We start from the raw sequence: 22,197 nt of genomic DNA on the forward strand, positions 1-22,197 counted from the left end.
GTGACGTCTGTGGCGGCGGCGGGAAAACTCGGCGTCACGAACCCGCGCGCGGCGCACACCGCGCGCGGGGACACACGAGGCTCGCGCTCAGTCCGCGAGCCGGTCCGGCAGCACGGCGACGGTGATGTTCCCGCCCCGCGCCAGGTCCAGCACTTCCATGGCACTGCCGTACGGCACCGCGTCGCTCGCGTCGAAGAAGACGATCTTGTCCGCGCGCGCGTTCAGCATCCGTTGCAGGCGGGCCACCACCTGGTCACGGGGCACTTCCTCGTGGTTGATGCGCAGCGTGCCGGCCTTGTCCACCGTGAGCACCACGGGCGGCTTCGCGTCCGGCGGCGGAGGCGTGGCCTCCTCCTTCTTGTCCGGCTTCGCGGGCACGTTCATCCACAGGTTCTTGGTCATCAGCGGCGTGACGACCATGAAGATGATGAGGAGGACCAACACCACGTCCACCAGGGGCGTCACGTTCATCGTGGGGCGGACACCGCCGCCCTTGTTGCCACCGACGTCGAAAGCCATGGCGCGTGCCTCCCCTTACTGCTTCTTCCGGTCGATGACCTGGAGACTGATGCCCGGGAACCCGATGTCCTGCATCGCCTTGAACACGCCGCGCACCTGCGCGTACGCCACGCCCCGGTCCGCCTTGAGCACCACGGGCGCGTCCGGCTTCGCCTGGTGCAGCGCCTTGAGCTCCACCACCAGCGCGTCCCGGGTCAGCTGCTTGCGGTCCAGGTAGAACGACCCGTTGGACGCCAGGCTCACCGTGGTGGGCTCCAGGTTCTTGTTCTCCGGATCCGGGTTCATCGCCGCGGGCAGCTCCACCGCGGCGCCGGCCTCCAGTTGCGGCGTGACGACCATGAAGATGATCAGGAGGACGAGCACCACGTCCACCAGCGGCGTCACGTTCATCTCCGGCGTGAGGCTCCTACGCGTGGCCGACATCGCCCGCCTCGGTCCGCGTGGAGACGACGTCCGTGGCGCCGTGCGAGCCGCCGTGGCCCGCCACCGCGCGCTTGTCGCCGGCCATGTCCTCCAGGTGGTCCATGAACTCGCTGCGGGCCTGCTCCAGGGACAGCAGCAGCGCGTCCGCGCGGGTGGACAGGAAGTTGAACATCAGCACCGCGGGGATGGCGACCAGCAGGCCCAGCGCGGTGACGACGAGCGCCTCCGCGATGCCGGCGGACACCGCGCCCAATCCGCCGGAGCCCTCCTTCGCGATGCCGGCGAAGGCCTCGATGATGCCCACCACCGTGCCGAGCAGACCGACGAACGGCGCCACCGAGCCCACCGTGGCCAGCACCGACATGCCCCGGCGCACGTCCGCGGTGATGCGCTCGTTGATGCGCACCAGGTCGCGGCGCGTGAGCTCCACGGCGCCCAGCTTGCCGGCGGGAGCGCGGGACTTCGCGAGGAACGTCTTCATGCCGCCGCCCAGCATCATCGCGAGGTGGCTGCTCTTGTTGCCGTCCGCCTCCTTCACCAGCGCGTCGTGCTGCTGCTGCGCGAGCAGCGGACCGGCGCGGCCCGCGAACTGGCGGGACGCGGCGCGCGAGCGGAAGAAGACGAACAGGCGCTCGAAGAAGACCGCCAGCGACGCGACCGCGAAGGCGATCAGCGTCCAGGCGATGCCCAGGGCGAAGACGCCCATGTGCGCGTAGATTTCCTTGAGATTGAAGTTCATGGCGGTGGCTTTCCGGGAGGGGAAGGAAGGCGTCAGGACTTGAGGCGGAAGGGGACCTTGAAGATGCGGAAGACGGCGGTCGGCTGACCGGAGACGACGGCGGGCTTGAAGCGCCACGTGCGCACGGCGGCCAGCGCGGCGCTGGCGAAGGGCTCATCGCCGCGCATCACCTTGAGGCCGGTGACGCGGCCGTCGACCTCGACGACGCCCTTGAGGATGACCAGCCCCTCCAGGCCCTTGGAGCGGGCGTCGGACGGGTACTCGGGGATGAGGTTCGCGGCCAGCGGCTCCGGCGGCGTGCCCGTCTCCGGAAGGTTGATGGGCTGCGCACGACCACCCCCGATGGCCATGCCCTCACCGCTGCCGGTGCCACCCACCACACCGCCAGGGACGAGCGTGCCGGTGCCACCGACGGCCATGGGCGCCGCGGCGACGACCTCCTTCTCAGCCTCGGGGGGCTTGTCGAGCGGCACCGCGTCCGGGGCCTTCAGCGGCGCGGGCGCGACGGTGGGCACGGCGGGCGGAGGCGCGGCCTTGGCGACGGGAGGCGCGGCGCGCGGCGGCGGCTTCGCGACGGGCGGAGGCGGCGGGGGCGGCGGCTTCACCTCCACGACGGGAGGCGGCGGAGGGGGAGGGGGACGGAAGACGACGTCCACCTTCTTCTCCTTGATGACTTCCTTCACGGTGTTGGCTGCGGTCATCGCCGCCACGGCGATGAGTCCGAAGACGGCGACCGACGCGGTCGTGGAGAGCGCGAACCGCCGGGCGGCGGGGGCGCTGGAGGCGCTGTCGAACGTTTCGAACATGACGGGGACGCATATAGCGACGCCGTGTGTCACGAAGGTTCAGGCTCCGTGACACTTTGTCCCCGGCCGTGTCTCGATTGGGTCACGAACCGCGAGCGTTCAAAAAATTGCGCGGCAGGTGCGTCACGGCCTTGTCGGAGAGAACAGCGGTGGGCGTCCCGTGACGCCGCGTCTGCCACACCAGCGCGATCAGCAGCGCGGAGTACGCCACCGCGAACGGCCGGAAGAGCAGCACGCGCCGGGCAAGCTCCGCTCCCAGCACCGCGTCCGACACGGCCATGCCGATGAGCGCCACCGCCGCCACGCACGCCTGCCCCAGGCGCGAGCGTCCCTCCAGCGCCGCGCGGATCACCGGCCACGCGAGCAGGTAGTTCGCGCGCCACGCCAATGGTGACAACAGCGTCACGCCCAGGCAGCAGAACGCGAGCAGCTCCACGGGCCCGGGCCGCGCCCACACCAGCGCCACGACGAACAGCCCGAGCGCCACGGCCTGCGCCAGCGTCATCGCGCCGGCGGGAGGCAGCGACTCCGGAGGCAGCACCAGCGACAGCAGCAGCGTGGGCAGACCCTGCGGGTTGTGACCCAGCGCCCACGGCGGCGTGGTGCGCGCCAGGGTCTCCGTCCAGTCACGCAGCTGTGACAGCGTGCCCGTCCACCCGTAGCGGCCCAGCGTGGGCAGCACCAGCAGGGCGCCAAAGAGGGCCGTGGTCCCCACGACGCGCCAGTGCCTGCGCGCCAGGAAGAACAACCCCAGCAGCGCGGCCGGGGGCTTGAGCAGGCATGCGACGGCGAACGCCGCGCCCGGACCCCACACGCGGCCCCGCTCCGCGCCCACCGCCGCGAGCACCAGCAGCCACAGCAGCACAGCGTCCACCTGGCCGTAGAAGATCTCGAAGGAGAACGCGGGCAGCAGCACCGCGGTGGCGAGCACCGGCGCCCACGCCCATGGCGTCGCCTCTCCAGCGGCAGGCACCGCGCGGCGCGTGAGCACGGACACGGCGCCCAGCGCGAGCACGGAGCCCAGGTTCCACAGCGCCACGGCCGCGCGCGGCGGCACGGCGGTGAAGGGCAGGAACAGGGGCGCGGTGACGGGCGCGTACTTGAACGGCATGGTGCCGTCCTCGGCGCGGTAGAGGTCCGTGCCCTCGCGGAAGCGCTCGGCGGCGGTGAGGTAGACGCGGAAGTCCGCGCCGCGCCGGGGATGCTGCCCCACCGCCACGGCCGCCACGGCGAGCACCCCCAGGAGCGCCCACTCCACCTTCAGGGATGCGTGGCGGCGGGCGGGCTCAGCGGTGCTCATTCACGAGTGGGGGCACGGTGGGGCGCGCACCATTCCACGCGGGGGCGCCCCGCCGCAATCACAGGCCGTAGGCTTCCAGCAGCCGCAGCCACACCTCGCTCACGGTGGGGTACGACGGCACCGCGTGCCAGAGCGTGTCCAGCGTCACCTCGCCCGCGACGGCGATGGTGGCCGCGTGGATCATCTCCCCCACGCCGGGGCCCGTGAACGTGGCGCCCACGATGATCCGGCGCTGCTCGTCCACCACCAGCTTCGCGGTGCCCTTGAGGTCCTGGCCCATGACGGACGCGCCGGCCACGTTGCCCAGTTCGTACTGCACCGTCTTCACCGGCACGCCCGCCTTGCGCGCCTTCTCCTCGGTGAGCCCCACGCTGCCCACCTGCGGGTGCGTGAAGATGACCTGCGGCGTGGCCTTCGCGTCCGCCCACGCCTTCACGGGCTTGCCCAGGAGGACGTCACCCAACAGCCGCGCCTGGTACTTGCCCATGTGCGTGAGCAGGTTGCGGCCGTTCGCGTCTCCGCACGCGTACAGCCAGCCGCCGTCCACGCCCTTGGCGCGGAGCTGATCATCCACCTCGATGGACGCGCCGGGCTTGAGCCCCACCGTGTCCAGGCCCAGGTCGTCCGTGCGCGCGGTGCGGCCCATGGCGACGAGCAGCGCGTCCGCGCGCAGCGTGTCCCCGCCAGTCAGCGTGATGGTGTACTCGCCCTGCGCGCCGGAGCGCTGCACCTTGGTGGCCTGCGTCTCCAGCAGCACGCGCACGCCGGAGTCGCGCAGCGCCTGGGCCACCTGCTCGCCCACGAAGGGCTCGAAGCGCTTCAGCACGCGGGGACCGCGCTGCACCAGCGTCACCTCCGAGCCCAGCTCGCGCCACGCCTGCGCCAGCTCCACCGCCTCCACGCCGCCGCCCAGCACCACCAGCCGGCCCGGCACCGCCTTCGCGCCGGTGCCCTCGCGGTTGTCCCACGGCTTGGAGTCCTTCAGCCCCGCGATGTCCGGCAGGCGCGGCTTGCTGCCCGTGGCGACGACGACGGCCTGCTTCGCCTCCAGCTCGCGCACCTTGCCGTCCTTGCCGGTGACGGCCACCTTACGCGGGCCGGTGAGCCGGCCGTGGCCGCGCATGACGGTGAGCTTCGCGCCCTCCGCCCACTTCACCTGGGACTTGTCGTCGTAGCCGGACACCATCTGGTCGCGGTGCTTGAGCACGGCGTCCGCCTTGAGCGGGCCCTGGATGAGCTCGCGAACGCCGGGCGTGTGCTTCGCCAGCCACAGCGTCTCGCCAGGGTGCAAGAGCGCCTTGCTGGGCATGCAGGCCCAGTAGGAGCACTCGCCGCCCAGGAGCTCGTGCTCCACCAGCGCGACCTTCAAGCCACCCGCCGCCGCCCGCGCGCCCGCGTTCTCGCCCGCGGGCCCCGCCCCAATCACCACCACGTCGAAAGTCTCGGCCATGAAGCCTCCCGCCCCCTGCTTGCATGGGGACGGTCGCCCCGCCAATCCGACCGGCGCCCCGCGTCGGATGGTGGATGGAGCGGCTGGTCACCAGAGGACAGCGCCGCCTGTCAGGGCCCGGGTGGCCCTCGCGTCAGGGCGCGGACGGATGCGTGTGTTCCCCCGCGTCCGGTGGACGGTCCGCGCCGTGGCGCGGCGGGAGGTGTGCCATGGGACGTGTCTCCAGGGTGGTCTCGGTTCGCTCCGCGGGGTCGCGCGTCTAGCGTCACCGGCGGCGTCCAGCTCCCGTCCGAAGCCAGCGCCCTCGTGAGCGCCGTCGCGGCCGTGGAGGACGCCTTCGCCGTGAGGTCCAGACGGCGTGTCCGCGCGGGTCACTCGCGTGCACACCCCGGCCGTGCTCCGGCACGGCCAGCAGGAATCCGTCTTCGTTCATGTCCTCTTCCAGGCATCGCCGTCCCCGCGCGTCCTCCCGACGCTCGGGCTCCTCGCTGTTCCATTCCGAAGCCCCGTCCGCGCGTCACCTGCGCGTCCAGTCCACCCTCTCCGAGGAGCTCTCGCTGCTGTTCCGTGGCGAGCTGTCCGACCCCCGGCTCGAAGGCGTCGCGCTGACGTCGTGCGAGCTGTCCCCCGAAGGCCGCATCGCGAGCCTCGGCTACACGCTGCCGCACGACGCGGACCCCACCGACGTGAAGGAGGCCCTCACCCGAGCGGAGGGCTACCTGCGCTCGCAGCTCGCGCAGCACCTGAACCTCAAGCGCACCCCGCACCTGCGCTTCGTCCTCGTGGGCACCGCCCCGCGCACGGAGCCCGAAGCCGAGGACAAGGACGGAGGTGACGCATGATGCCCCGCGTCCTCGAAGTCCCACCGGGCGCGGTGCCCCTCCTCGCCTGGGCGCGCACGGTGCCCGCGGCGGCCCTGAAGCAGCTCCAGCAGCTCGCCGCGCAGCCCTACGTCACGGAGCACGTGGCGGTGATGCCGGACGTGCACCTCGCGTCGGGCGTGGCGGTGGGCACCGTCTTCGCCACGCAGGCCCATGTCGTCCCCGGCGCGCTGGGCAACGACCTGGGCTGCGGCGTGAGCGCGCACCGCTTCGCCTTCCCCGCCGCCTCGCTGTCACGCGCGGACCTGGAGCGGCTCCTGTCCCAGCTCGCGCGGGTCATCCCGGTGGGGGACGCGGTGCACCGGGGACGGGGTCTGCCCCTGCCTCCCGGGCTCGAAGCCCCGCCGCTGTCCACCCAGAAGCTGGCCCATGCCTGGGAGCGGCTGGCGCCGCGTCACCTGGGCACGCTCGGGGGCGGCAACCACTTCCTGGAGCTGGACCGAGACGGGGCGGGGGACCTCTGGCTGCTCATCCACTCCGGTTCGCGGGGCGTGGGGGGCGCCGTGGGGGAACACCATCAGCGCGTGGCCCGGGCGCTGGGCCAGGGCACGCCGCCCGCGCTGCGCACGGACACCGAAGAGGGCCAGGCCTGCGTCCATGACCTGGACCTGGCGTGCCGCTTCGCCCGCGCCAACCGGGACGTGCTCGGAGCCCGGGCCCTCGCGGTGCTGGCGGACGTGCTGGGCGTGGCGCCGGACGCGGACAGCGCCGTGGACGTGCACCACAACCACGTCGCCTCCGAGCCACACTTTGGCCGCGCGCTCTGGGTCCACCGCAAGGGCGCGGTGGGGCTGGCCGCGGGGGCCCGGGGGCTCATCCCCGGCTCCATGGGCACGGCCTCCTACGTCGTCGAGGGACGCGCGGAGCCCCGCGCCTTCCGCTCCTGCTCGCACGGCGCGGGCCGCGTCCTCACCCGCACGGAGGCCCGCGCCCGCATCCGCCCGGACGCGCTGGTCCACGCCCTGCGCCGCGTGGTGTTCGACCCGGGCCGGGCGCACGCCCTGGTGGAGGAGGCGCCCGCCGCCTACCGGGACCTCACCGAGGTGCTGGAGGACGAGGCGGACCTCGTGACGCCCCGCGTCCGGCTCACGCCCCTGGCCGTGCTCAAGGGCTGAAGGCCTGGAGGGGGAGGGGGGCGCCTGTCGGGTGGATGACAGCCCGTCCGGGTGATCCACCCCCGCACTCCACGACCGGAGGGGCCCATCGTCAGAGTGGGTTCCCGCGCCCGTCAAAGTGCCGTAGTATCGGCCCACGAGTACGCGTGCGAACCTGCTGGGGCGTCGTCTAATGGCAGGACGTCAGACTTTGACTCTGATTATCAAGGTTCGAATCCTTGCGCCCCAGCCACTCCGCTCCGGGGGGACGCGGTCCCCGTCGTCCGTCCGGAGGTAGAAGGCGGTGGGCTGATGCCGCAGAAGACGCTCCTGCTGGTCACCGTGGGCAGTCCACCGTCCGCGCTCGTGAACGGCTTGCAGGATCCGCTGGCGACCCACCTGGGCGTCAGCACGGTCGTGAGCCGGATGGCGCTGTCGTCGCCGGCCTACGCCTTCAACAAGGACCGGAGCCAGTACCACTGCAACGCCATCATGCGCCGGCTGGGCACGGTGCTGGACGACGCGCCCCAGGACCTGGTGATGGGCGTGACGGACGCGGACCTCTTCGAACCGGACTCGCCCTTCATCTTCGGCCAGGCGGACCGCGAGTCCAAGGTCGCGGTGATGAGCCTGTTCCGGCTGCGCCAGGGCGCGGAGGGTGAGACGCTCCGCCGCCGCGTGCAGGTGGAGGCGGTGCACCAGGCCGGGCACCTCATCGGCCTGTCGTACTGCGAGGACTCGCGCTGCGTGATGTTCTTCCCGCAGTCCCCGCAGGACATCGACCGCAAGTCGCTGGGCCCCTGCAACGTCTGCCGCAACGAACTGAACCGCCTCAACCGCTGAACACCCGTGCGCGCTCCCGGACACGGGTGCGCGTGAATGCCTCCGGATGCGTTGACGTCTTGTCCCGCGCGCCCTGTAGTGTTCGGGCGCGGTGTGAGTGACAGGGCCGGCACAGCGGGAGACAGGATGATGGGCATGCGGCGATGGCTCGGGGGTGTGGTGGCGGTGGGGATGTTGGGGGCGTGCGAGCCCCTGGATGACGCGGGCGGTGGCGGCACCATCGGCGACGTCCTCTTCGACCAGGGCTTCGCCTTCGTGCGCGACGACCGGAACGTCTACGTGGTGGACGACGACGGCGACCCCAACAGCCCGCAGCGGCTGACGACGGGCGGCGGCGCGTACACGCCCTCCATCTCCAAGGACGGCAGCAGCATCGTGTTCGTGCAGCGCTCGGGCAGCACGTCGTCCATCCAGACGGTGCCGACCTCCGGCGGCTCGGTGGCCACGCTCATCAGCAGCAACGACGCGGCGTGCGGCACGTGCACCAACTTCCGCGGGCCCACGTTCAGCCCGGACGGGCGCACCATCGTGTTCGCGTTCGACCGGGGCTCGGGGTCGGTCAGCTCGCTGGGGCGCATCGGGGTCAATGGCAGCGGCTTCACGGAGCTGACGCCGGGCACCACCATCTCCTACGGCTCGCCGTCCTTCTTCCCCAGCGGCAACACGGTGCTGGCGCCCGCGGGCAGCAACACGTTCCAGTACAACCAGCTCGCGTTCGTGCCGGTGGGCGGCGGCAGCCCCAGCTACGTGTCGCTGGGCAACGAGGTGCTGGCCATCGCGAACCGCGCGGTGGTGTCCCCGGACGGCCGGCAGGTGGCGCTGGACGGGCGGCTGTCGTCCGGCAGCACGCGCATCTTCGTGGGCAGCGTGACGGCCACGGGCATCAGCGGCTCCCTGCGGCGGCTGACGGACTACACGTCGAGCACCGTGCAGGAGAGCTTCCCCAGCTGGGCGGGCAGCACGCAGCTGGGCTTCCTCTTCAACGACTCCGGCGGTGACCCCAGCATCTACCGCGCGCCGGTGTCCTCCACGGCCAGCTCCGTCACGCTCGCGGTGCCCGCCGCGAACGAGCCCTTCTACGGGCCCAACTAATACGCGCCTGCCTGCCGCTTCTCCCGGGTGGGGGGAGGCGGCTTCGCGCGCGGGGGCGGCTCGTCGTAGGTCCGGAGCCTGCCCGCGGGCGTGGGCCCGCGCGGCGCCGGGGACTTCTTCGAGGGTGCGTTCATCACCAGGATGATGGCCAGGGCCATGACGACCACCAGGCCGAGCACTCCGGTCAGGACGGTGAAGAGCCCGACCTCCGCGCCCACGCGCTGGTGCCGGTGGGGGTTGTCCGGCAGGTAGAGGAACTCCAGGGAGTCTCCCTCGGAGGCGCGCTGGGACAGCAACCCGTTGCGGTGCTCCGTGTACTCGCCGCGGATCTCCCCACCGTCCGGCAGGGGGAAGACGTACTCCACGATGCGGTGCCTCGCGTTCAGCCAGCTCCTGCGGACGTGGGTCACCTCACCCCGGGCGTGCAGTCCCTGCTCCCGCAGCTCCAGCGTGAGCTGATGCTGGAGCAGCAGCCGCACCAACGTCACGAGCGCGGCTCCCACGACGAGCACCCCCATCAGCATCGCGTTCATGGGCATGGCGGCCTCAGGATGACGGGGGGAGGGAGGCGGAGGCAACCGGGGTCGCTTCGGGCACCGCCCTGCCGAACAGCGCCACGCTTCCAATGAGGGTGAGCAGCACGAGCACGACGCTGACGAAGAGGGCCAGCCCCAGCGACGTCACCCCCTGGCCCTCGGGGAAGCTGCGTCGCGGGTCGCTCTGGCCGTAGCGCACCTGGAGGCGGTCCCCCACGCGCAGCCGCCTCCACAGCTCCGGAGAGACGTTGCGCTGGTGCTCCCGCCGCGTGCCGTCCGGCGGCGTGAAGGCGTAATGCAGCACGTAGTCGCTGTCGTCCGGCGCCGCGAGGAACTCCTTCTTCACCACCGTGCCCTCCGCGTGCAGCCCCTCGCGCAGGATGCCCATGTCCCGCCGGTAGGAGCCCCAGGTCATCACCAGCATGGACAGGCCCACGACCACGAACGTCGCTCCCAGGACCCGCGCCGCGAAGAGGGCCACGCCATGCCTCCTGCCTCCCCCTTAAGCGGGCACCCGGCGGCGCGAAACGGCAATGCCCTCCACGCCCCGGCCGTAGAGCCCAGGCGCGGGGCCCTGCCCTGGCATCGCGTCCGCCGAACCGCCATGCTCCCGCGCGTCCTTGCCGGAGGTCCGCACCGTGTCCCTGTTCGATGCCGTCGCCGCGGGTGACCGCGCCGCCCTTTGCGCCCAGCTCGACGCGGGCGCGGACCCCAACCCCTTCGACGCCGAGGGGCGCACGCCGCTGATGATGGCCGCGCGCTCGGGCCAGGACGACCTGGTGCAGGTGCTCCTGGAGGCCGGCGCGGACCCCACGCTGCCGGACTCCGTGGGTGAGACGCCCTTCGTCGCCGCCGCCGCCTACGGCCACCTCCGGGTCTGCGCGCTCCTGTCCTCCCACGCCACCGCCGACGAGAAGGACATGGCGCGCACGCTGCTCCGGAACCAGGGCATCGAAGAGATCCCCGCGCGCCCCTCGCGCGCGTCCGAGGTCGCGCCCGACGACTTCCGCCGCAAGCTCGCCTCCGCGGGCGCCTACGTCGCGGGCAAGCTGGGCGACGACGGCGCCACGAAACGCCTGGAGCGCGTGCTGCGCTCGGAGGGCAACGCGCCCAAGGGCCGCAAGTAGCAAAAGCGAAGGGCCCGGCCGCTCCCGTTTCGGGGAGCCACCGGGCCCTCGTTACATCCAGAGCCGCGTTACTCCGGCTTGGCGCTCACCACGGGGCTGGGGCTCACCGTGCCGCCCTTGTTGCTCGTCTCCATCGAGTCCGCGACCAGCTCGGTGATGTCCTTCACCTGGATCTGCTCACGGCCGGTGTCGTTCTTCGCGTCGTTGAGCATGGTGGAGCAGAACGGGCAGGCCACCGCGACGATGCCCTTGCCACCCTGCTCCTTGTAGTCGCCCACCATGCCCGGCTTCTTCTTGTCCGCGGCGTCGGGGAACGGCGTGGTCGGGTCCTCCGCGTGCTTCAGCGTGAGGGCCACCTCGTTCATGCGGTTGTGGTTGATGCGCGTGCCGATGTGCTCTTCCATCCACATCCGGCCGCCACCGGCGCCGCAGCAGAAGCCTTCGCGCTGGCTGCGCTGCATCTCCACCACCTCCAGGCCCGGGATGCTCTTGAGCACTTCACGGGGCGCGTCGTACACGCCGTTGTGCCGGCCCAGGTAGCAGGGGTCGTGGTAGGTGAGCTTCGTGCCGGCGTTCATCACCGAGGACAGCCGGATGCGCTTGTCCTTGAGCAGCTCGTTGATGAGCTGCGTGTGGTTGATGACGCGGTACTCGCCGCCGAACTCCGGGTACTCGTTCTTGATGGTGTTGAAGCAGTGCGGGCACTGCGTGATGACGGCCTTCACGCCCATCGCGTTCCAGGACTCGACGTTCGTCTTGGCCAGCGTCTGGTACAGGTACTCGTTGCCCATGCGGCGCGCGGAGTCGCCGTTGCACATCTCCTGCTTGGACAGCGTCGCGAAGGACACGCCCGCCTCGCGCATGATCTTGACCAGCGCGCGGCTCACCTTCTTCTGCTTGTCGTCGTAGCTGCCCGCGCAGCCCACGAAGAACAGGTACTCGTACTCGCCGCCGTCACCCCAGGTGGGCAGCGCCAGGTCCTCCGCCCACTCGTCGCGCCGGTCCTGGCCGATGCCCCAGGGGTTGCCCTGGCGCTCCATGCCCTCGAACACGCGCTGGATTTCGGGCGGGAACTCCGCCTTCACCTGCACCTGGTAGCGGCGCATGTCGATGAGGCGCGGGACGTTCTCGATGAACACCGGGCAGGCCTGCTCGCACCAGCCGCAGCTCGTGCACGCCCACACCGTCTCCGCCTTCAGCGCGCTGCCGACAATCTCAGGCAGGGGCTCCTTCACGTGGTTGGGGCCGTAGCCCTCCTCCACCCAGCGCTCGTTGTCCCAGATCCAGTGCTTCAGGTCCTGGTTCACGCCCTTGTGCGTGAGCGGCTTGCCCGTGATGTACGTGGGACAGTGCGTCTGGCACCGGCCGCACTCCGTACAGGAGTAGAGGTCCAGGCCGTTCTTCCAGGTGAGGTCCTTCACCGTGGCGGCGCCGAACTCCTCCTTCTCCAGGTTGGGCGTGGGCAGCTTGCCGGTGGAGTGCGTGCGCTGGAAGAAGACGTTGGGCAGGCCCGTGATGATGTGGAAGTGCTTGCCCAGCGGCAGGAAGTTCAGGAACGCCAGGATGAGGGTCAGGTGGATGAAGAAGCCCGCCACGCCCAGCACGTGCGCCGTCGTGGCGCCCAGGGGCATCATCGCCAGGCCCATCAGGCTGGTGACCGGCTCCCACCACACCATCGCGGACGGCGCCGCCGGCACCTGGGTCGCGCCCATGGGCACCTGCTGCGCGGCGGCGTGCGCGGCCACCATGTGGCTGCCACCGAACATGAACTCGGTGATCATCAGGCCCGCGATGAAGCCCAGGATGAGGTAGGCCTCCCAGGACTGGGACATGCGGTCCGGCTTCACCTTCCAGCGCGTCCACACGAAGTACGCCACGCCCGCCAGCGCCAGCGCCGCGACCGTGTCCTTGGCCAGCAGGTACACCTTGTAGAGCAGGAGCAGCGGCGGGGCTGCGTCCCACGCCGGGTGGGAGAGGTCGGTGAGCACGTCCAGCGCGGTGGACGAGAAGCCCATCACGAACATCATGATGGTGCGCACCGCCAGCACCATGAACGCCGCGTAGATGAAGATGTGGAACAGGCCCGGCGTGAACTCCTCCGGGTCCACCATGCGCTTCTGGCCCAACCCGAAGCGCACCAGCTGCGCCACGCGGTAGGGGATGTGGTCCAGCCGGTTCTCCTTCTTCATCGCGAGCAGCACGCCCACGCGGCCGGACATCGTGATGACGAAGACGGAGACGAAGCCTGCGAGCAGCAGGCCGGTGATGATGGGGTTCATGGAACCTCGGGACCCTCTGAGGCCGCACGGCGGGCAACGCCGGGTTGCTGCGCTGCGGCAATTCTGGAGTGGCAGTCAACCCTAGCAGGGGTGATTCGCGAATCAAGCGCTGTGCGGAAGGCGTGTCCGGCAGCGGTCCCTGCACTGCTTCCAGACCGCCGTCCAGGCGGGTGCCCTTCTAGCCTCCATCCCCGGCCTTTCGTGCCGGAAACAGCCGCGCCCGTCGTTCCGGAGGGCAGGCTGCCGGGCGTGCGCCGCCAGACGGTCCCGGAACTTTGGGGTCCCGAGGGCTTTACAAAACAGAGGCGGGCTCCCAACATGTCGGTAAATCGGTCAAGATGAGCTTGTAAAGGGCTCCGCATGGGGCGGGCCCGGTTGACCGACGCAGGGCGTCCAAGGGGACGCGAGCCGTCAAAGGCCGTACACCCCGTGAATGGAGCGCCGAGGAGCCGGACATGAGCCACGACGAGAGCACGTACCTGGACGAGGGCCGCGAGGACCTGGAGCTGTCTGCCGAGGGCGAGTTCGGCCGGACGGTGTTGCCGCTGGAGCCCACCGAGGACCGGCGCTGGGGCCACCTGGACGAAGAGGCCTGGGGCGGCTGGCACGTGGCGGAGTGAACCGGAGCCCCCGCGGCCGGTGGACTGCGCGGGGGCCCACGTCGAAGGTCCGGGGGCGCGGCTGGCACTCCTGGAAGCTGATGCAGTGCGGTGAACACCGGTGCTCCCGGCCTTTCGGGCCAGGTCGAGCCTGGGAAGAGCGGTCCCCGGAAATGACCGGTGCCGGACCCTCCAGAAGTAAATCCGTAAAGGGTTGAACGAATCTGCCGAAACGCGGGTGTCTGTGGGTGACGCAGGGCGTCCCGAGGCGCGCCGGGTGGGGGCTTGCGGCGTTGATCGCCGGCGAGGGGATGGGGCGCGGGACGGCGGGCCCGGTCGGGCCGGACACGTTGCTTTCACGACCGGAAACCCGACATCCTCCCAGCAACAGCGACAGGACTTCCGGGCGGACGCGGGCCAGCGCAGGGGCGTCCGGGGCCAGGGGGCCGTGGCGACGAATCGCGGCGAAAGCGGGATGGGGCCCACCCACCATGCGGGAGTGCGGATGAAGCAGACGGCCTGGGCAGTGGAGCGCGACGCGGAAGGCGGCCGCGAAGTGCTGCTGCTGGTGACCCTGGAGGCCGAAGCGGAGACGCCTCGGGCCCCGGTGGCGGTGAACCTGGTCATCGACCGCAGCGCGTCCATGCGGGGCGCGCCGCTGGCGGCGGCGGTGGAGGCGGCGCGCGCGCTGGTGGAGCGCGCGGGGCCCAAGGACTACGTCGGCCTGCTCACCTTCGACGCGGACGCGGAGCAGGTGCTGCCCGTGCGCGCCATGGAGCCGAGCGCGAAGGCCTCCTTCCTGAAGACGCTGTCGCGCCTGGAGTCCGGCGAGGGCACCGCGCTGCACGAGGCCGTGGAGCAGGGCGCGGAGGCGGTGCGGCGCGTGCTGGTGCCGGGCGCCCGGCCGCAGCTGCTCATGCTCACCGACGGCGAGCCCTCCGTGGGCCCCACCGCGCTGGGCGAGTTCAAGGTGCTGGGCCAGCGGGTGCACGACTCCGGCGTGGCGCTGCACGCGCTGGGGCTGGGGCGGCACTACCTGCCCGAAATCCTGGAGGCCCTCACCGGCCCGTCCGGCACGGGCTTCACGCACGTGGACGACGCGGAAGGGCTGCCGCTGGCGGTGGGCGCGCTGGGGGCGGAGCTGTTCGGCGAGGTCGTGGCGGACGCGCGCGTGTACGTGCTGCCCACGGGCTTCGCGGACCTGCGCTGCCGGCACCGCTACCCGTCGCGCGTGGAGGGGGACGCGATGAGCGCCGCGCTGGGCGCGGTGTCCCACGCGTTCCCGCGCCGCGTGCTCTTCGCGGGCGTGCTGGAGAAGGGCGACTGGAACCTCACCGTCACCGCCTCGTACACGGAGAACGGCGACACCCGGCGGCTGTCCGTGCCGGTGACGCGCCTGTTGCCGGACAGCGAGGAGGGCCGCTTCGTGCGCGCGGTGTCCGCGGAGCTGGAGCTGGTCTCCCACGAGGCCGCCGCGTGGAAGGCGCTCTCCCGCCGCCAGCAGGACGCGGCCGAGCGGGCGCTCGAGGGCGCGGACAAGGGGCTCTACAAGCTGGCCCGCCTGGGCTCCGCGGACGTCCCCGCGCAGCGGCACGTGGACCGGCTGGCGGACCTGCGCCGGGCCGTGGAGCGCCGGGCGGCCCAGCCGTCCGCCCTGGGGGTGCGCCGGGCGCAGTCGGAGGTGTCCCGCATCACCATGAGCCGCATCGGGCCGGCGCTTCCCGCCCAGGCCCCGGTGCATGACGGCCCACCCCCGGCCCGCGCCGCCCTGCCCGCCGTGGCGAACGGCGGTGCGCCGAAGGCGGGGACCCTGGACGGCGCGGCGCTGCTGCCCTGGAAGACGGGCAACACGGAGTCGTAACCGCCCGGAGTCCTTGAACGTACGAAGGAAGGCGCGGGGCCGGTGTTGGCCCCTGACGCCGGGCGTGCGGGCGTGCGGAATGCCCGGCTGCCCGGAAGGTTGAGTGCACCCTGTGGGGACGCATCCCAGGTAGCACGGCGTTTCCAGGTGGATTAACGGGAGTCGCATGACGCATCCGTGGAGCAAGAGGTCTGGAAGCCGGCTCGGTGGGCTGGGCGCGGTGGGCGCGTTGCTGTTGGCGACGGTGGCCCAGGCCGCGCTGCCGTCCACCGCCGTGGGCAGCACCGCGCCGGACGAGGGTGACCCGCGCCTGGAGGGCGCGCTGCTCCTGGACGCCACGCAGGTGAAGGCGGGCGGCGACTTCCGCGTGGGCGTGCGCCTGCGGCTGGACCCGGAGTGGCACGTCTACTGGAAGAACCCCGGTGACTCCGGCCTGGCCACGGACGTGGCGTGGGACGCGCCGGGCATCACGGTGGGCGACCTGCGCTGGCCCTTCCCCAGCACGTTCCGCACGCCGGACGGCTTCATCACCACGCACGGCTACCACGACGAGGTGCTGCTGTTCGCGCCCGCGCACGTGTCCGACAAGGCCACGGGCACGCTGACGGTGTCGACGGCGGTGGACGCGCTCGCGTGCAAGGTGCACTGCATCCCCGCGCAGCTGGTGCTGTCGCGCACGGTGCCGGTGGGGCCGGAGACGGTGCTGGACGCGGAGTTCGCGCCGCGGTTCGACGCCGCGCAGGCCCAGGTGCCGGTGCCCGCGGGGGCGCAAGGCGCGCCGCGGGTGGCCCTGGCGCTGGATGGCACGTCGCTCACCGCCGGCAAGCCGTTCACCGGCACGCTCACCGTGACGACGGCGGACGGCAAGCCCTTCGCGGGCAACGTGGAGGATGACTTCTTCGTGCCCGGCCGCATCGCGGGCGTGGACAGCGTGACGCTGAAGCGCAAGGGGCCGGGGACGTTCGCGCTGGAGGGCCAGGCGTCGTCGGTGGTGCCCAAGAGTGAGCCCCGGCTCACGGGCGCGCTGCGCCTGGGCACGAAGGCCACGGGCTTCACGGCGGTGGAGGTGGACACGGCGCTCGCGCCGGTGGTGGCGGCGGCCGGGGCTCCGGTGGCGGGCGCGGACCCCTTGAAGGTCCCGTCGGTGAAGGACGCGCTGGGCAAGGTGAAGCCCGCGGTGGCGGCGGCGCCGGTGGCGGCCGAGGCGCCCATGGGGCTGGGGCTCGCGCTGCTGTTCGCGTTCCTGGGCGGCGCGCTGCTCAACCTGATGCCGTGCGTGTTCCCGGTGCTGGCCATCAAGGCGTACGGCTTCACGCGGATGGTGGCGGAGGAGAAGGGCAAGGTCGCGCCGCACGCGGCGGCGTACGCGGGCGGCATCCTGGCGACGATGCTGCTCCTGGCGGGCGCGGTGCTGGCGGTGCGCGCGGGCGGCAACAGCGTGGGCTGGGGCTTCCAGTTCCAGGAGCCGCTGTTCGTCGCGGGCGTGAGCGCGGTGGTGGTGGCGTTCGCGCTCAACCTGTTCGGCGTCTACACGCTGGGCACGGACGGCACGGCGCTGGCGGGCAAGGTGGACCAGAGCCACGGCCTGCTGCGCAGCGCGGGCGAGGGCGTGCTCGCGGTGGTGCTCGCGACGCCGTGCTCGGCGCCGCTCCTGGGCACGGCGGTGGGCTTCGCCTTCGCGGCGGGCGCGGCCACGGTGGTGGCGGTGTTCGTGGCGCTGGGGCTGGGGCTGGCGCTGCCCTTCTGCCTGCTGGTGCTGGTGCCGGGGCTGGCGAAGCGGCTGCCCAAGCCGGGCATGTGGATGGAGCGCGGCAAGCAGTTCCTGGGCTTCGCGCTCTTGGGCACGACGGTGTGGCTGGTGTGGGTGATGGGCGGGCTGGCCGGCGTGGACGGCATGGCGCGGCTGCTCGCGTTCCTCATCGCGGTGGGCCTGGGCACGTGGCTGTACGGCCAGTCGCAGGGGCTGGAGGGCGGGCGCCGGGGCGTGACGGTGGCGCTGGCGGTGCTCGTGCTGGTGGGCGCGGGCGCGGTGGCGCTGCGCTTCGAGGAGGCGCAGGCGTCGCTGGAGACGCGCGGCGCGGTGGCGTCGTCGCATGGCGGCTCTCAGCCGTGGGACGAGGCGGCGGTGACGGCGGCGCTGGCGGCGGGGCAGCCGGTGTTCGTGGACTTCACGGCGGACTGGTGCCTCACGTGCAAGTTCAACGAGCGCACCGTGCTGTCGCGCGACGACGTGCGGCAGGCGTTCCTGAAGCACAACGTGGCCTTCTTCGTGGCGGACTGGACGCGGCGGGACGCGCGCATCACCACGAAGCTGGCGGAGCACGGCCGCGCGGGCGTGCCCATGTACCTGGTGCTGAGCCCGGGCGCGCCGGACAAGCCGGAGGTGCTCAACGAGCTGCTCACCGCGGACAGCGTCATCCAGGCGGTGCAGCGCGCGGCGGAGTGTGGGTCGCCGTTGAAGGGTGGCTCGGTGGTGTGTGCCCGGCCTTGAGCTGGGATTGAAGTCGGGGTTGTGTTGTTCGTTGGGACGCAGCGTTCAATTCACTGGAGGTTCCGTCATGAAGCAGGTCTTCAAGGCACTGGCTCTCACCGCGGCGTTCGTGTCCGCGCCCGTCTTCGCCGCTGACACCGCGGAGGTGGGCAAGCCCGCTCCGGCGTTCACGCTGAAGGACGAGGCGGGCAAGGCCCACTCGCTGTCCGAGTACAAGGGCAAGGTGGTGGTGCTCGAGTGGACGAACCCGGAGTGCCCGTTCGTGAAGCGGCACTACGAGGCCAAGACGATGCAGAACACGCAGAAGGGCTTCGACGCGAAGAAGGTGGTGTGGCTGACGGTGGACTCGTCCTCCACGCACGACGCGAAGAGCGCGGCGGAGTGGAAGAAGAAGGAGGGCCTCAGCCAGCCGGTGCTCATCGACACGGACGGCAAGGTGGGCAAGAGCTACGCGGCGAAGACGACGCCGCACATGTACGTCATCGACGCGCAGGGCGTGGTCCGCTACGCGGGCGCCATCGACAACGACCCGCGCGGCAAGGAAGCCACCAAGGTGAACTACGTGCAGACGGCGGTGGACGCGCTGCTCAACGGCAAGCAGGTCCCCACCGCGACCTCCGAGCCCTACGGCTGCTCCGTGAAGTACAAGAGCTGAGCCGCCGCGCGTCGTGAGGTTCCAGGGCCCGTGTCCCCGCGAAGGGACACGGGCCCTTTCATTTACAGCACCTGACATAAGCAAATGCCAATCTCTGATCTCCAAGACGTTGCGAGGACTGATGCCGAGGCCAGGTTTCTTGAGGCTCTGCTGCATCTCCAACCCGAGCTTGATGTGTGGCGGCACGAGACCGCCGAGGGACATCCGTGGCTCATCGTGTCGATGGACTTCGTCGAGGGCGGATCAGTTCGCGACACACTGCGACTCGACTTCGATGGCCGAGCGATTCGTGGTGGCTGGAGTCCAGGTCTTCTAAACTGGGACGATGGGGTCCCGGCGCAAGAAGCAGGCGTTGACGTAGGACCCCCTGATGGAATCGAGATTGAACAGGGGGCTCCTGCGGAGCTGGCAGCAGTTGCGGCTTCCTGGTTCGCACGGCACGTTCGCCAGTGGAAAAGCAGTCCAAGGTGAGCCGGTTGGAACCTCTGACAGCACCTGCCGAAAGTCAGGGCTGGGCTGGCCGAGCGCAAGGGGCATCCTCTCAGCTTGTGGTGCCTGGTCCGCGAACTCGTGTTGGGTCGTAGAGCGCACGCTGGCGTGGAAGAACCAACTGCGACAACTTCGAGTCCGCGAAGAGCGTAGGGACGACGTCCACTTCGGCTTCCGCGTCCTCGGTTGCTGCGTCATGCTCCTACGGCGCCTCTGTCCTGGCATTTGTTAGGAGCTGTTCGCGTCGGACTGACACCCAGACCGGGGGTGTCGATATTGGCGTTGTCCTTTTTCTTCGGGAAATTTCGTACCACCATGCCTGCCGCCGTCCATCCTGTACTGGAACCGGGCCGCGTCTACCGGACGAAGGAGCTGGCCCCGTGGGGGGCGAACGCTCCCCCGGCTGGCCCGGCGGCTGGTGGGCGAGGGCGTGCTGGTGCCACTGGCACACGGGCTCTATGCCTGCCCGAAGCGGGGACGCTTCGGCGTGGTGGCGCCGTCTGACGAAGCCATCATGAAGGCGTTCCTGGAGGGCAGTCCGTTCGTCTTCACCGGGCCTGACCGGTGGAATGCGCTCGGATTGGGCTCCACCGCGGTCTTTGCTTCGGCGCTCGTCTACAACACGAAGCGCTCGGGTCGCTTCGAGTTGGGAGGCAGGACCTTCGAGCTGCGGCGGGTCGCCTTCCCCCAGCCCCCGACACCGGAATGGTTCGTGGTGGACCTCTTCGAGAATGCGGGGAGCGTCAGTGTCGTGCCGGCCGCCCTGTCGCGTGCATTGACGCGCGCGTTGAAGCGAGGCGCGTTCGATGCCCGGCGGCTGGGAAAGATGTCTGACCGGTTTGGCAGGCAGAGCACGCGTGAGTGGATCCACGACGCGATCCGCTCTGCCTCTGCATGACTTCACCCGGTTTCATTCCGGTTCGCGGTGGGCGTAGTCCGGGCCCAGGCCTTCGATGCGGTAGGCGTTGCCCGGGTAGGTGCGGTTGAGCGTGGTCTCCAGGGTGGAGGGATAGCGCTCCAGTGAGACGTGGCGTTTGACGTGCTTGCGCAGCTTGAGGGCGCCCCGGACCAGACCGCCGACCCAGGCGGGTGGGGATTCGAACTGGATGGCGGGCAGCAGGCGCGGGGGCACCAGGCTGAGGCTGATGGGGGAGACCAGCGGGCGCAGCGGACGCGGCACCCAGCCTGCGAGGATGTCCACGGTGGACTGCGCCACGCGGTGGCTGGCCTCGTTGGGGACGAACTCGCGGGCCTCGTAGTCGCGGATGAAGGCGTCGTAGGCGGACTTGTCCGCCGGGATGTCCTTCAGCCCCATGCGGCGGCCGATTTCACACCAGTAATGGAACCAGGCCTCGCGCTCGTGCGCGGTGAAGGGGCGCCAGCCGTAGTCCTGCATCCACTGGATGGGGAAGTCGATGAACGTCCACAGCACGAAGAGGAAGTCCTCGTTCGGGATGCGGAAGAAGGAGTGGATGTGATTCATCTGCTCCAGCGACTGACGTCCGGCCTCCACGTCCCAGCCGCACTGCATGAACCGCGCGATGAGCAGCCGCGTGTCGTCGTAGCGCTTCTGGCCGTGCTCGCGGAACTCGCCCGTGCGGTCCAGCAGGCGGGAGACGGAACGGCTGCCGTAGGTGTGGAAGAGGGCGATCTCCGTGGACCGCACGATGTCGAACGGGAACTCGTAGTTGGTCAGCAGGTGCACGATGCGCTGGCAGTCGCGCCGTGCGTCCAGGGAGGCGATCTCCCGGCCCACCTCGGGCAGGCGCGCCCGCCAGAAGGGCTTGCGGTAGACGGGGCCGGGCACATGGGGGCCGGGCTGCTTCCCTCCGGCCGTGACGGGACACCCCGCGGGGACTGCGTCCTGCGGGGGACGGGCGTGGGGCTCCGGGTCGGTCATGGCGGGAGGCTCCGGGAAAGGGCGGACAGTTGTGATGCTAGCCCGACCCGCGACGGCACGCCGTGCCCCCGAGGGCCCGGTGGGCGGCGTGACCTTGTCGGGGAAGGGGGCGCGCCGGACCTTGTCCTGGAGGGCAGGACATCCAGACAGGAGACGCGACCATGGCCAGCAACAAGGGGCCGCCGGTGAAAGGGCCCGAGCGCACGGACACCCAAAGCGCGGAGGAACTGGAGCGGGAAGCCAGACACCAGCGTCCCGGCACCGAGCGGGGTGACGTGACGGACGAAGACGTGGGCGAGGACCGCATCCTCCAGAAGGGCATTGGCGGCTACGGCGCGCAGAAGGGCACGGAGCCCGCGAGGGAGGCGCCGCCGCTCAGCGACGACGGCGACCGGTAGCGCCGCGCCGCGGAAACCTGTCCGACAGTCGGACAGGTTTTGAACGTACCGGGCGGGAGGTGCGTCTGGGGGCTTAGAGTGCCGCCATGGCCTCTGCCCGCCTCGTACGTTCCTGCTGTGTCCTGGTGCTGTTGTTCTTCGCGATGCCAGGGGTGGCGCAGGAGGCGCCCGCACCGGATGCGAAGGCGTGGCTCGCGGAGCACAACGCGGAAGCGGTGCGCGTGAACCAGACCGCCATGGGCATCCTGTTCGGCTGGGCGGTGCTGAACATCGGCACGGGCGTCGCGGGGCACTTCGCGAGCGAGGGCGAGACGCGGGCCTTCTTCCAGGCGAACGCGGCCTGGAACGTGGTGAACCTCGTCATCGCGGGGCTCGGCTATCACGGGCAGGCCACGGCGGATCCGGCCACGTGGGACCTGGCGCGCAGCCTGTCCGAAGGGCAGCGGATGGAGAAGGTGCTGCTCTTCAACGCGGGCCTGGACGTGGGCTACATCGCCTTCGGCGGGTGGTTGTGGGAGCGCGGGTTGCGCAAGGACTCGGAGCGCTTGAGGGGCTGGGGCAAGAGCGTGCTCGTGCAGGGCGTGTTCCTGCTCGTGTTCGACGGCGTGCTGACGTTCCTCAACGCGAAGCTGAACGGCGAGCTCACGGCCCGTCTGGTGCCCGCGCCGGATGGCGTGGGTTTGATGCTGACGTGGCCGTGAGCTTCCCCGGAGGG

General features: G+C 71.0%; 22 protein-coding genes and 1 tRNA gene. 13 read left to right on the forward strand and 10 right to left on the reverse strand.

All coding sequences use genetic code 11. The features are described from left to right. Positions 1–87: 87 nt before the first annotated feature. The 6 genes from AABA78_RS08810 to AABA78_RS08835 form a co-directional block, all read right to left on the reverse strand. Complete coding sequence (locus AABA78_RS08810) at positions 88–519, reverse strand: ExbD/TolR family protein (RefSeq protein ID WP_338262533.1); 432 nt, start codon at positions 517–519, stop codon at positions 88–90. 15 nt (positions 520–534) lie between these two features. After that, a complete protein-coding gene (locus AABA78_RS08815) occupies positions 535–942 on the reverse strand; it encodes an ExbD/TolR family protein (protein WP_171421235.1) in 408 nt (135 codons plus the stop codon). Further along, positions 926–1,681 (reverse strand): MotA/TolQ/ExbB proton channel family protein, encoded by a 756-nt coding sequence (locus AABA78_RS08820; protein WP_338262534.1) that lies wholly within the window; start codon positions 1,679–1,681, stop codon positions 926–928. The genes AABA78_RS08815 and AABA78_RS08820 overlap by 17 nt, the downstream gene beginning before the upstream one ends. Positions 1,682–1,713: 32 nt before the next feature. Next, on the reverse strand, positions 1,714–2,487 hold the full coding sequence (locus AABA78_RS08825; protein WP_338262535.1) for an energy transducer TonB: 774 nt from the start codon (positions 2,485–2,487) through the stop codon (positions 1,714–1,716). An 82-nt stretch (positions 2,488–2,569) separates the two neighbouring features. After that, positions 2,570–3,787, reverse strand: a complete 1,218-nt coding sequence (locus tag AABA78_RS08830; protein ID WP_338262536.1) for a glycosyltransferase family 87 protein — start codon at positions 3,785–3,787, stop codon at positions 2,570–2,572. Positions 3,788–3,845: 58 nt separating this feature from the next. Then, a complete protein-coding gene (locus tag AABA78_RS08835) occupies positions 3,846–5,237 on the reverse strand; it encodes a dihydrolipoyl dehydrogenase family protein (protein WP_338262537.1) in 1,392 nt (463 codons plus the stop codon). 431 nt (positions 5,238–5,668) lie between these two features. On the opposite strand from AABA78_RS08835, the gene AABA78_RS08840 reads away from it, so the two are divergent. The 5 genes from AABA78_RS08840 to AABA78_RS08860 all read left to right on the forward strand — a co-directional run bounded on the left by AABA78_RS08840 (position 5,669) and on the right by AABA78_RS08860 (position 9,147). Continuing rightward, positions 5,669–6,079, forward strand: coding sequence for a ribosome-binding factor A (locus tag AABA78_RS08840; RefSeq protein ID WP_338262538.1), 411 nt, complete (start codon positions 5,669–5,671; stop codon positions 6,077–6,079). Beyond that, positions 6,076–7,233, forward strand: a complete 1,158-nt coding sequence (locus AABA78_RS08845) for an RtcB family protein (protein ID WP_338262539.1) — start codon at positions 6,076–6,078, stop codon at positions 7,231–7,233. Before AABA78_RS08840 ends, AABA78_RS08845 begins: the two co-directional genes overlap by 4 nt. 158 nt (positions 7,234–7,391) lie before the next feature. Further along, a tRNA-Gln gene (locus tag AABA78_RS08850) sits at positions 7,392–7,465 on the forward strand. Between the two features lie 59 nt (positions 7,466–7,524). After that, positions 7,525–8,055, forward strand: coding sequence for a non-proteolytic archaemetzincin-like protein (locus AABA78_RS08855; protein ID WP_338262541.1), 531 nt, complete (start codon positions 7,525–7,527; stop codon positions 8,053–8,055). Positions 8,056–8,190: 135 nt separating this feature from the next. Next, positions 8,191–9,147 carry a TolB family protein gene (locus tag AABA78_RS08860; RefSeq protein WP_338262542.1) on the forward strand — a complete coding sequence of 319 codons (957 nt, stop codon included), beginning with the start codon at positions 8,191–8,193 and terminating at the stop codon, positions 9,145–9,147. Here AABA78_RS08860 and AABA78_RS08865 read toward each other — a convergent pair. Both AABA78_RS08865 and AABA78_RS08870 read right to left on the reverse strand, forming a co-directional pair. Beyond that, entirely contained in the window at positions 9,144–9,686 is a 543-nt protein-coding gene (locus AABA78_RS08865) for a DUF3592 domain-containing protein (protein WP_338262543.1), read from the reverse strand. The two genes, AABA78_RS08860 and AABA78_RS08865, sit on opposite strands and share 4 nt — an antisense overlap. A 7-nt stretch (positions 9,687–9,693) precedes the next feature. Then, positions 9,694–10,164 carry a DUF3592 domain-containing protein gene (locus AABA78_RS08870; protein WP_338262544.1) on the reverse strand — a complete coding sequence of 157 codons (471 nt, stop codon included), beginning with the start codon at positions 10,162–10,164 and terminating at the stop codon, positions 9,694–9,696. A 157-nt stretch (positions 10,165–10,321) separates the two neighbouring features. Between AABA78_RS08870 and AABA78_RS08875 the strand changes: the two genes are divergently transcribed. After that, complete coding sequence (locus AABA78_RS08875) at positions 10,322–10,810, forward strand: ankyrin repeat domain-containing protein (RefSeq protein WP_338262545.1); 489 nt, start codon at positions 10,322–10,324, stop codon at positions 10,808–10,810. 68 nt (positions 10,811–10,878) lie between these two features. On the opposite strand, the gene AABA78_RS08880 is transcribed toward AABA78_RS08875, so the two are convergent. After that, complete coding sequence (locus AABA78_RS08880; RefSeq protein WP_338262546.1) at positions 10,879–13,089, reverse strand: (Fe-S)-binding protein; 2,211 nt, start codon at positions 13,087–13,089, stop codon at positions 10,879–10,881. Between the two features lie 455 nt (positions 13,090–13,544). Between AABA78_RS08880 and AABA78_RS08885 the strand changes: the two genes are divergently transcribed. The 5 genes from AABA78_RS08885 (at position 13,545) to AABA78_RS08905 (ending at position 20,082) form a co-directional block, all read left to right on the forward strand. Continuing rightward, a complete protein-coding gene (locus tag AABA78_RS08885) occupies positions 13,545–13,709 on the forward strand; it encodes a hypothetical protein (protein ID WP_338262547.1) in 165 nt (54 codons plus the stop codon). Positions 13,710–14,193: 484 nt separating this feature from the next. Beyond that, the gene (locus AABA78_RS08890) at positions 14,194–15,549 is read left to right on the forward strand and encodes a vWA domain-containing protein (protein ID WP_338262548.1); all 1,356 of its coding nucleotides are present in this window, start codon (positions 14,194–14,196) and stop codon (positions 15,547–15,549) included. 166 nt (positions 15,550–15,715) lie between these two features. Then, positions 15,716–18,040, forward strand: a complete 2,325-nt coding sequence (locus AABA78_RS08895; RefSeq protein ID WP_338262549.1) for a protein-disulfide reductase DsbD family protein — start codon at positions 15,716–15,718, stop codon at positions 18,038–18,040. Between the two features lie 67 nt (positions 18,041–18,107). Then, positions 18,108–18,695 (forward strand): redoxin domain-containing protein, encoded by a 588-nt coding sequence (locus AABA78_RS08900; protein ID WP_171421702.1) that lies wholly within the window; start codon positions 18,108–18,110, stop codon positions 18,693–18,695. Positions 18,696–19,614: 919 nt separating this feature from the next. Next, positions 19,615–20,082: a hypothetical protein gene (locus AABA78_RS08905; protein WP_338262551.1), complete on the forward strand. Its 468-nt coding sequence runs from the start codon at positions 19,615–19,617 to the stop codon at positions 20,080–20,082. A 12-nt stretch (positions 20,083–20,094) separates the two neighbouring features. Here AABA78_RS08905 and AABA78_RS08910 read toward each other — a convergent pair whose 3' ends face one another. Next, positions 20,095–21,084 (reverse strand): oxygenase MpaB family protein, encoded by a 990-nt coding sequence (locus AABA78_RS08910; protein ID WP_338262552.1) that lies wholly within the window; start codon positions 21,082–21,084, stop codon positions 20,095–20,097. 161 nt (positions 21,085–21,245) lie between these two features. Between AABA78_RS08910 and AABA78_RS08915 the strand changes: the two genes are divergently transcribed. After that, entirely contained in the window at positions 21,246–21,482 is a 237-nt protein-coding gene (locus AABA78_RS08915) for a hypothetical protein (protein ID WP_120526126.1), read from the forward strand. 86 nt (positions 21,483–21,568) lie between these two features. Then, a complete protein-coding gene (locus tag AABA78_RS08920; protein WP_338262553.1) occupies positions 21,569–22,183 on the forward strand; it encodes a DUF6992 family protein in 615 nt (204 codons plus the stop codon). The last annotated feature ends 14 nt before the right edge of the window (positions 22,184–22,197 follow it).

This window comes from Corallococcus caeni (assembly GCF_036245865.1).
Classification (GTDB): Bacteria; Myxococcota; Myxococcia; order Myxococcales; family Myxococcaceae; genus Corallococcus; species Corallococcus caeni.

Bases quoted from the DNA above. Each gene is read 5' to 3' on its own strand.
- AABA78_RS08810 (WP_338262533.1), bottom strand. From the start codon at position 519: ATGGCTTTCGACGTCGGTGGCAACAAGGGCGGCGGTGTCCGCCCCACG.
- AABA78_RS08815 (WP_171421235.1), bottom strand. From the start codon at position 942: ATGTCGGCCACGCGTAGGAGCCTCACGCCGGAGATGAACGTGACGCCG.
- AABA78_RS08820 (WP_338262534.1), bottom strand. From the start codon at position 1,681: ATGAACTTCAATCTCAAGGAAATCTACGCGCACATGGGCGTCTTCGCC.
- AABA78_RS08825 (WP_338262535.1), bottom strand. From the start codon at position 2,487: ATGTTCGAAACGTTCGACAGCGCCTCCAGCGCCCCCGCCGCCCGGCGG.
- AABA78_RS08830 (WP_338262536.1), bottom strand. From the start codon at position 3,787: ATGAGCACCGCTGAGCCCGCCCGCCGCCACGCATCCCTGAAGGTGGAG.
- AABA78_RS08835 (WP_338262537.1), bottom strand. From the start codon at position 5,237: ATGGCCGAGACTTTCGACGTGGTGGTGATTGGGGCGGGGCCCGCGGGC.
- AABA78_RS08840 (WP_338262538.1), top strand. From the start codon at position 5,669: ATGTCCTCTTCCAGGCATCGCCGTCCCCGCGCGTCCTCCCGACGCTCG.
- AABA78_RS08845 (WP_338262539.1), top strand. From the start codon at position 6,076: ATGATGCCCCGCGTCCTCGAAGTCCCACCGGGCGCGGTGCCCCTCCTC.
- AABA78_RS08855 (WP_338262541.1), top strand. From the start codon at position 7,525: ATGCCGCAGAAGACGCTCCTGCTGGTCACCGTGGGCAGTCCACCGTCC.
- AABA78_RS08860 (WP_338262542.1), top strand. From the start codon at position 8,191: ATGCGGCGATGGCTCGGGGGTGTGGTGGCGGTGGGGATGTTGGGGGCG.
- AABA78_RS08865 (WP_338262543.1), bottom strand. From the start codon at position 9,686: ATGCCCATGAACGCGATGCTGATGGGGGTGCTCGTCGTGGGAGCCGCG.
- AABA78_RS08880 (WP_338262546.1), bottom strand. From the start codon at position 13,089: ATGAACCCCATCATCACCGGCCTGCTGCTCGCAGGCTTCGTCTCCGTC.
- AABA78_RS08885 (WP_338262547.1), top strand. From the start codon at position 13,545: ATGAGCCACGACGAGAGCACGTACCTGGACGAGGGCCGCGAGGACCTG.
- AABA78_RS08890 (WP_338262548.1), top strand. From the start codon at position 14,194: ATGAAGCAGACGGCCTGGGCAGTGGAGCGCGACGCGGAAGGCGGCCGC.
- AABA78_RS08895 (WP_338262549.1), top strand. From the start codon at position 15,716: ATGACGCATCCGTGGAGCAAGAGGTCTGGAAGCCGGCTCGGTGGGCTG.
- AABA78_RS08900 (WP_171421702.1), top strand. From the start codon at position 18,108: ATGAAGCAGGTCTTCAAGGCACTGGCTCTCACCGCGGCGTTCGTGTCC.
- AABA78_RS08910 (WP_338262552.1), bottom strand. From the start codon at position 21,084: ATGACCGACCCGGAGCCCCACGCCCGTCCCCCGCAGGACGCAGTCCCC.
- AABA78_RS08915 (WP_120526126.1), top strand. From the start codon at position 21,246: ATGGCCAGCAACAAGGGGCCGCCGGTGAAAGGGCCCGAGCGCACGGAC.
- AABA78_RS08920 (WP_338262553.1), top strand. From the start codon at position 21,569: ATGGCCTCTGCCCGCCTCGTACGTTCCTGCTGTGTCCTGGTGCTGTTG.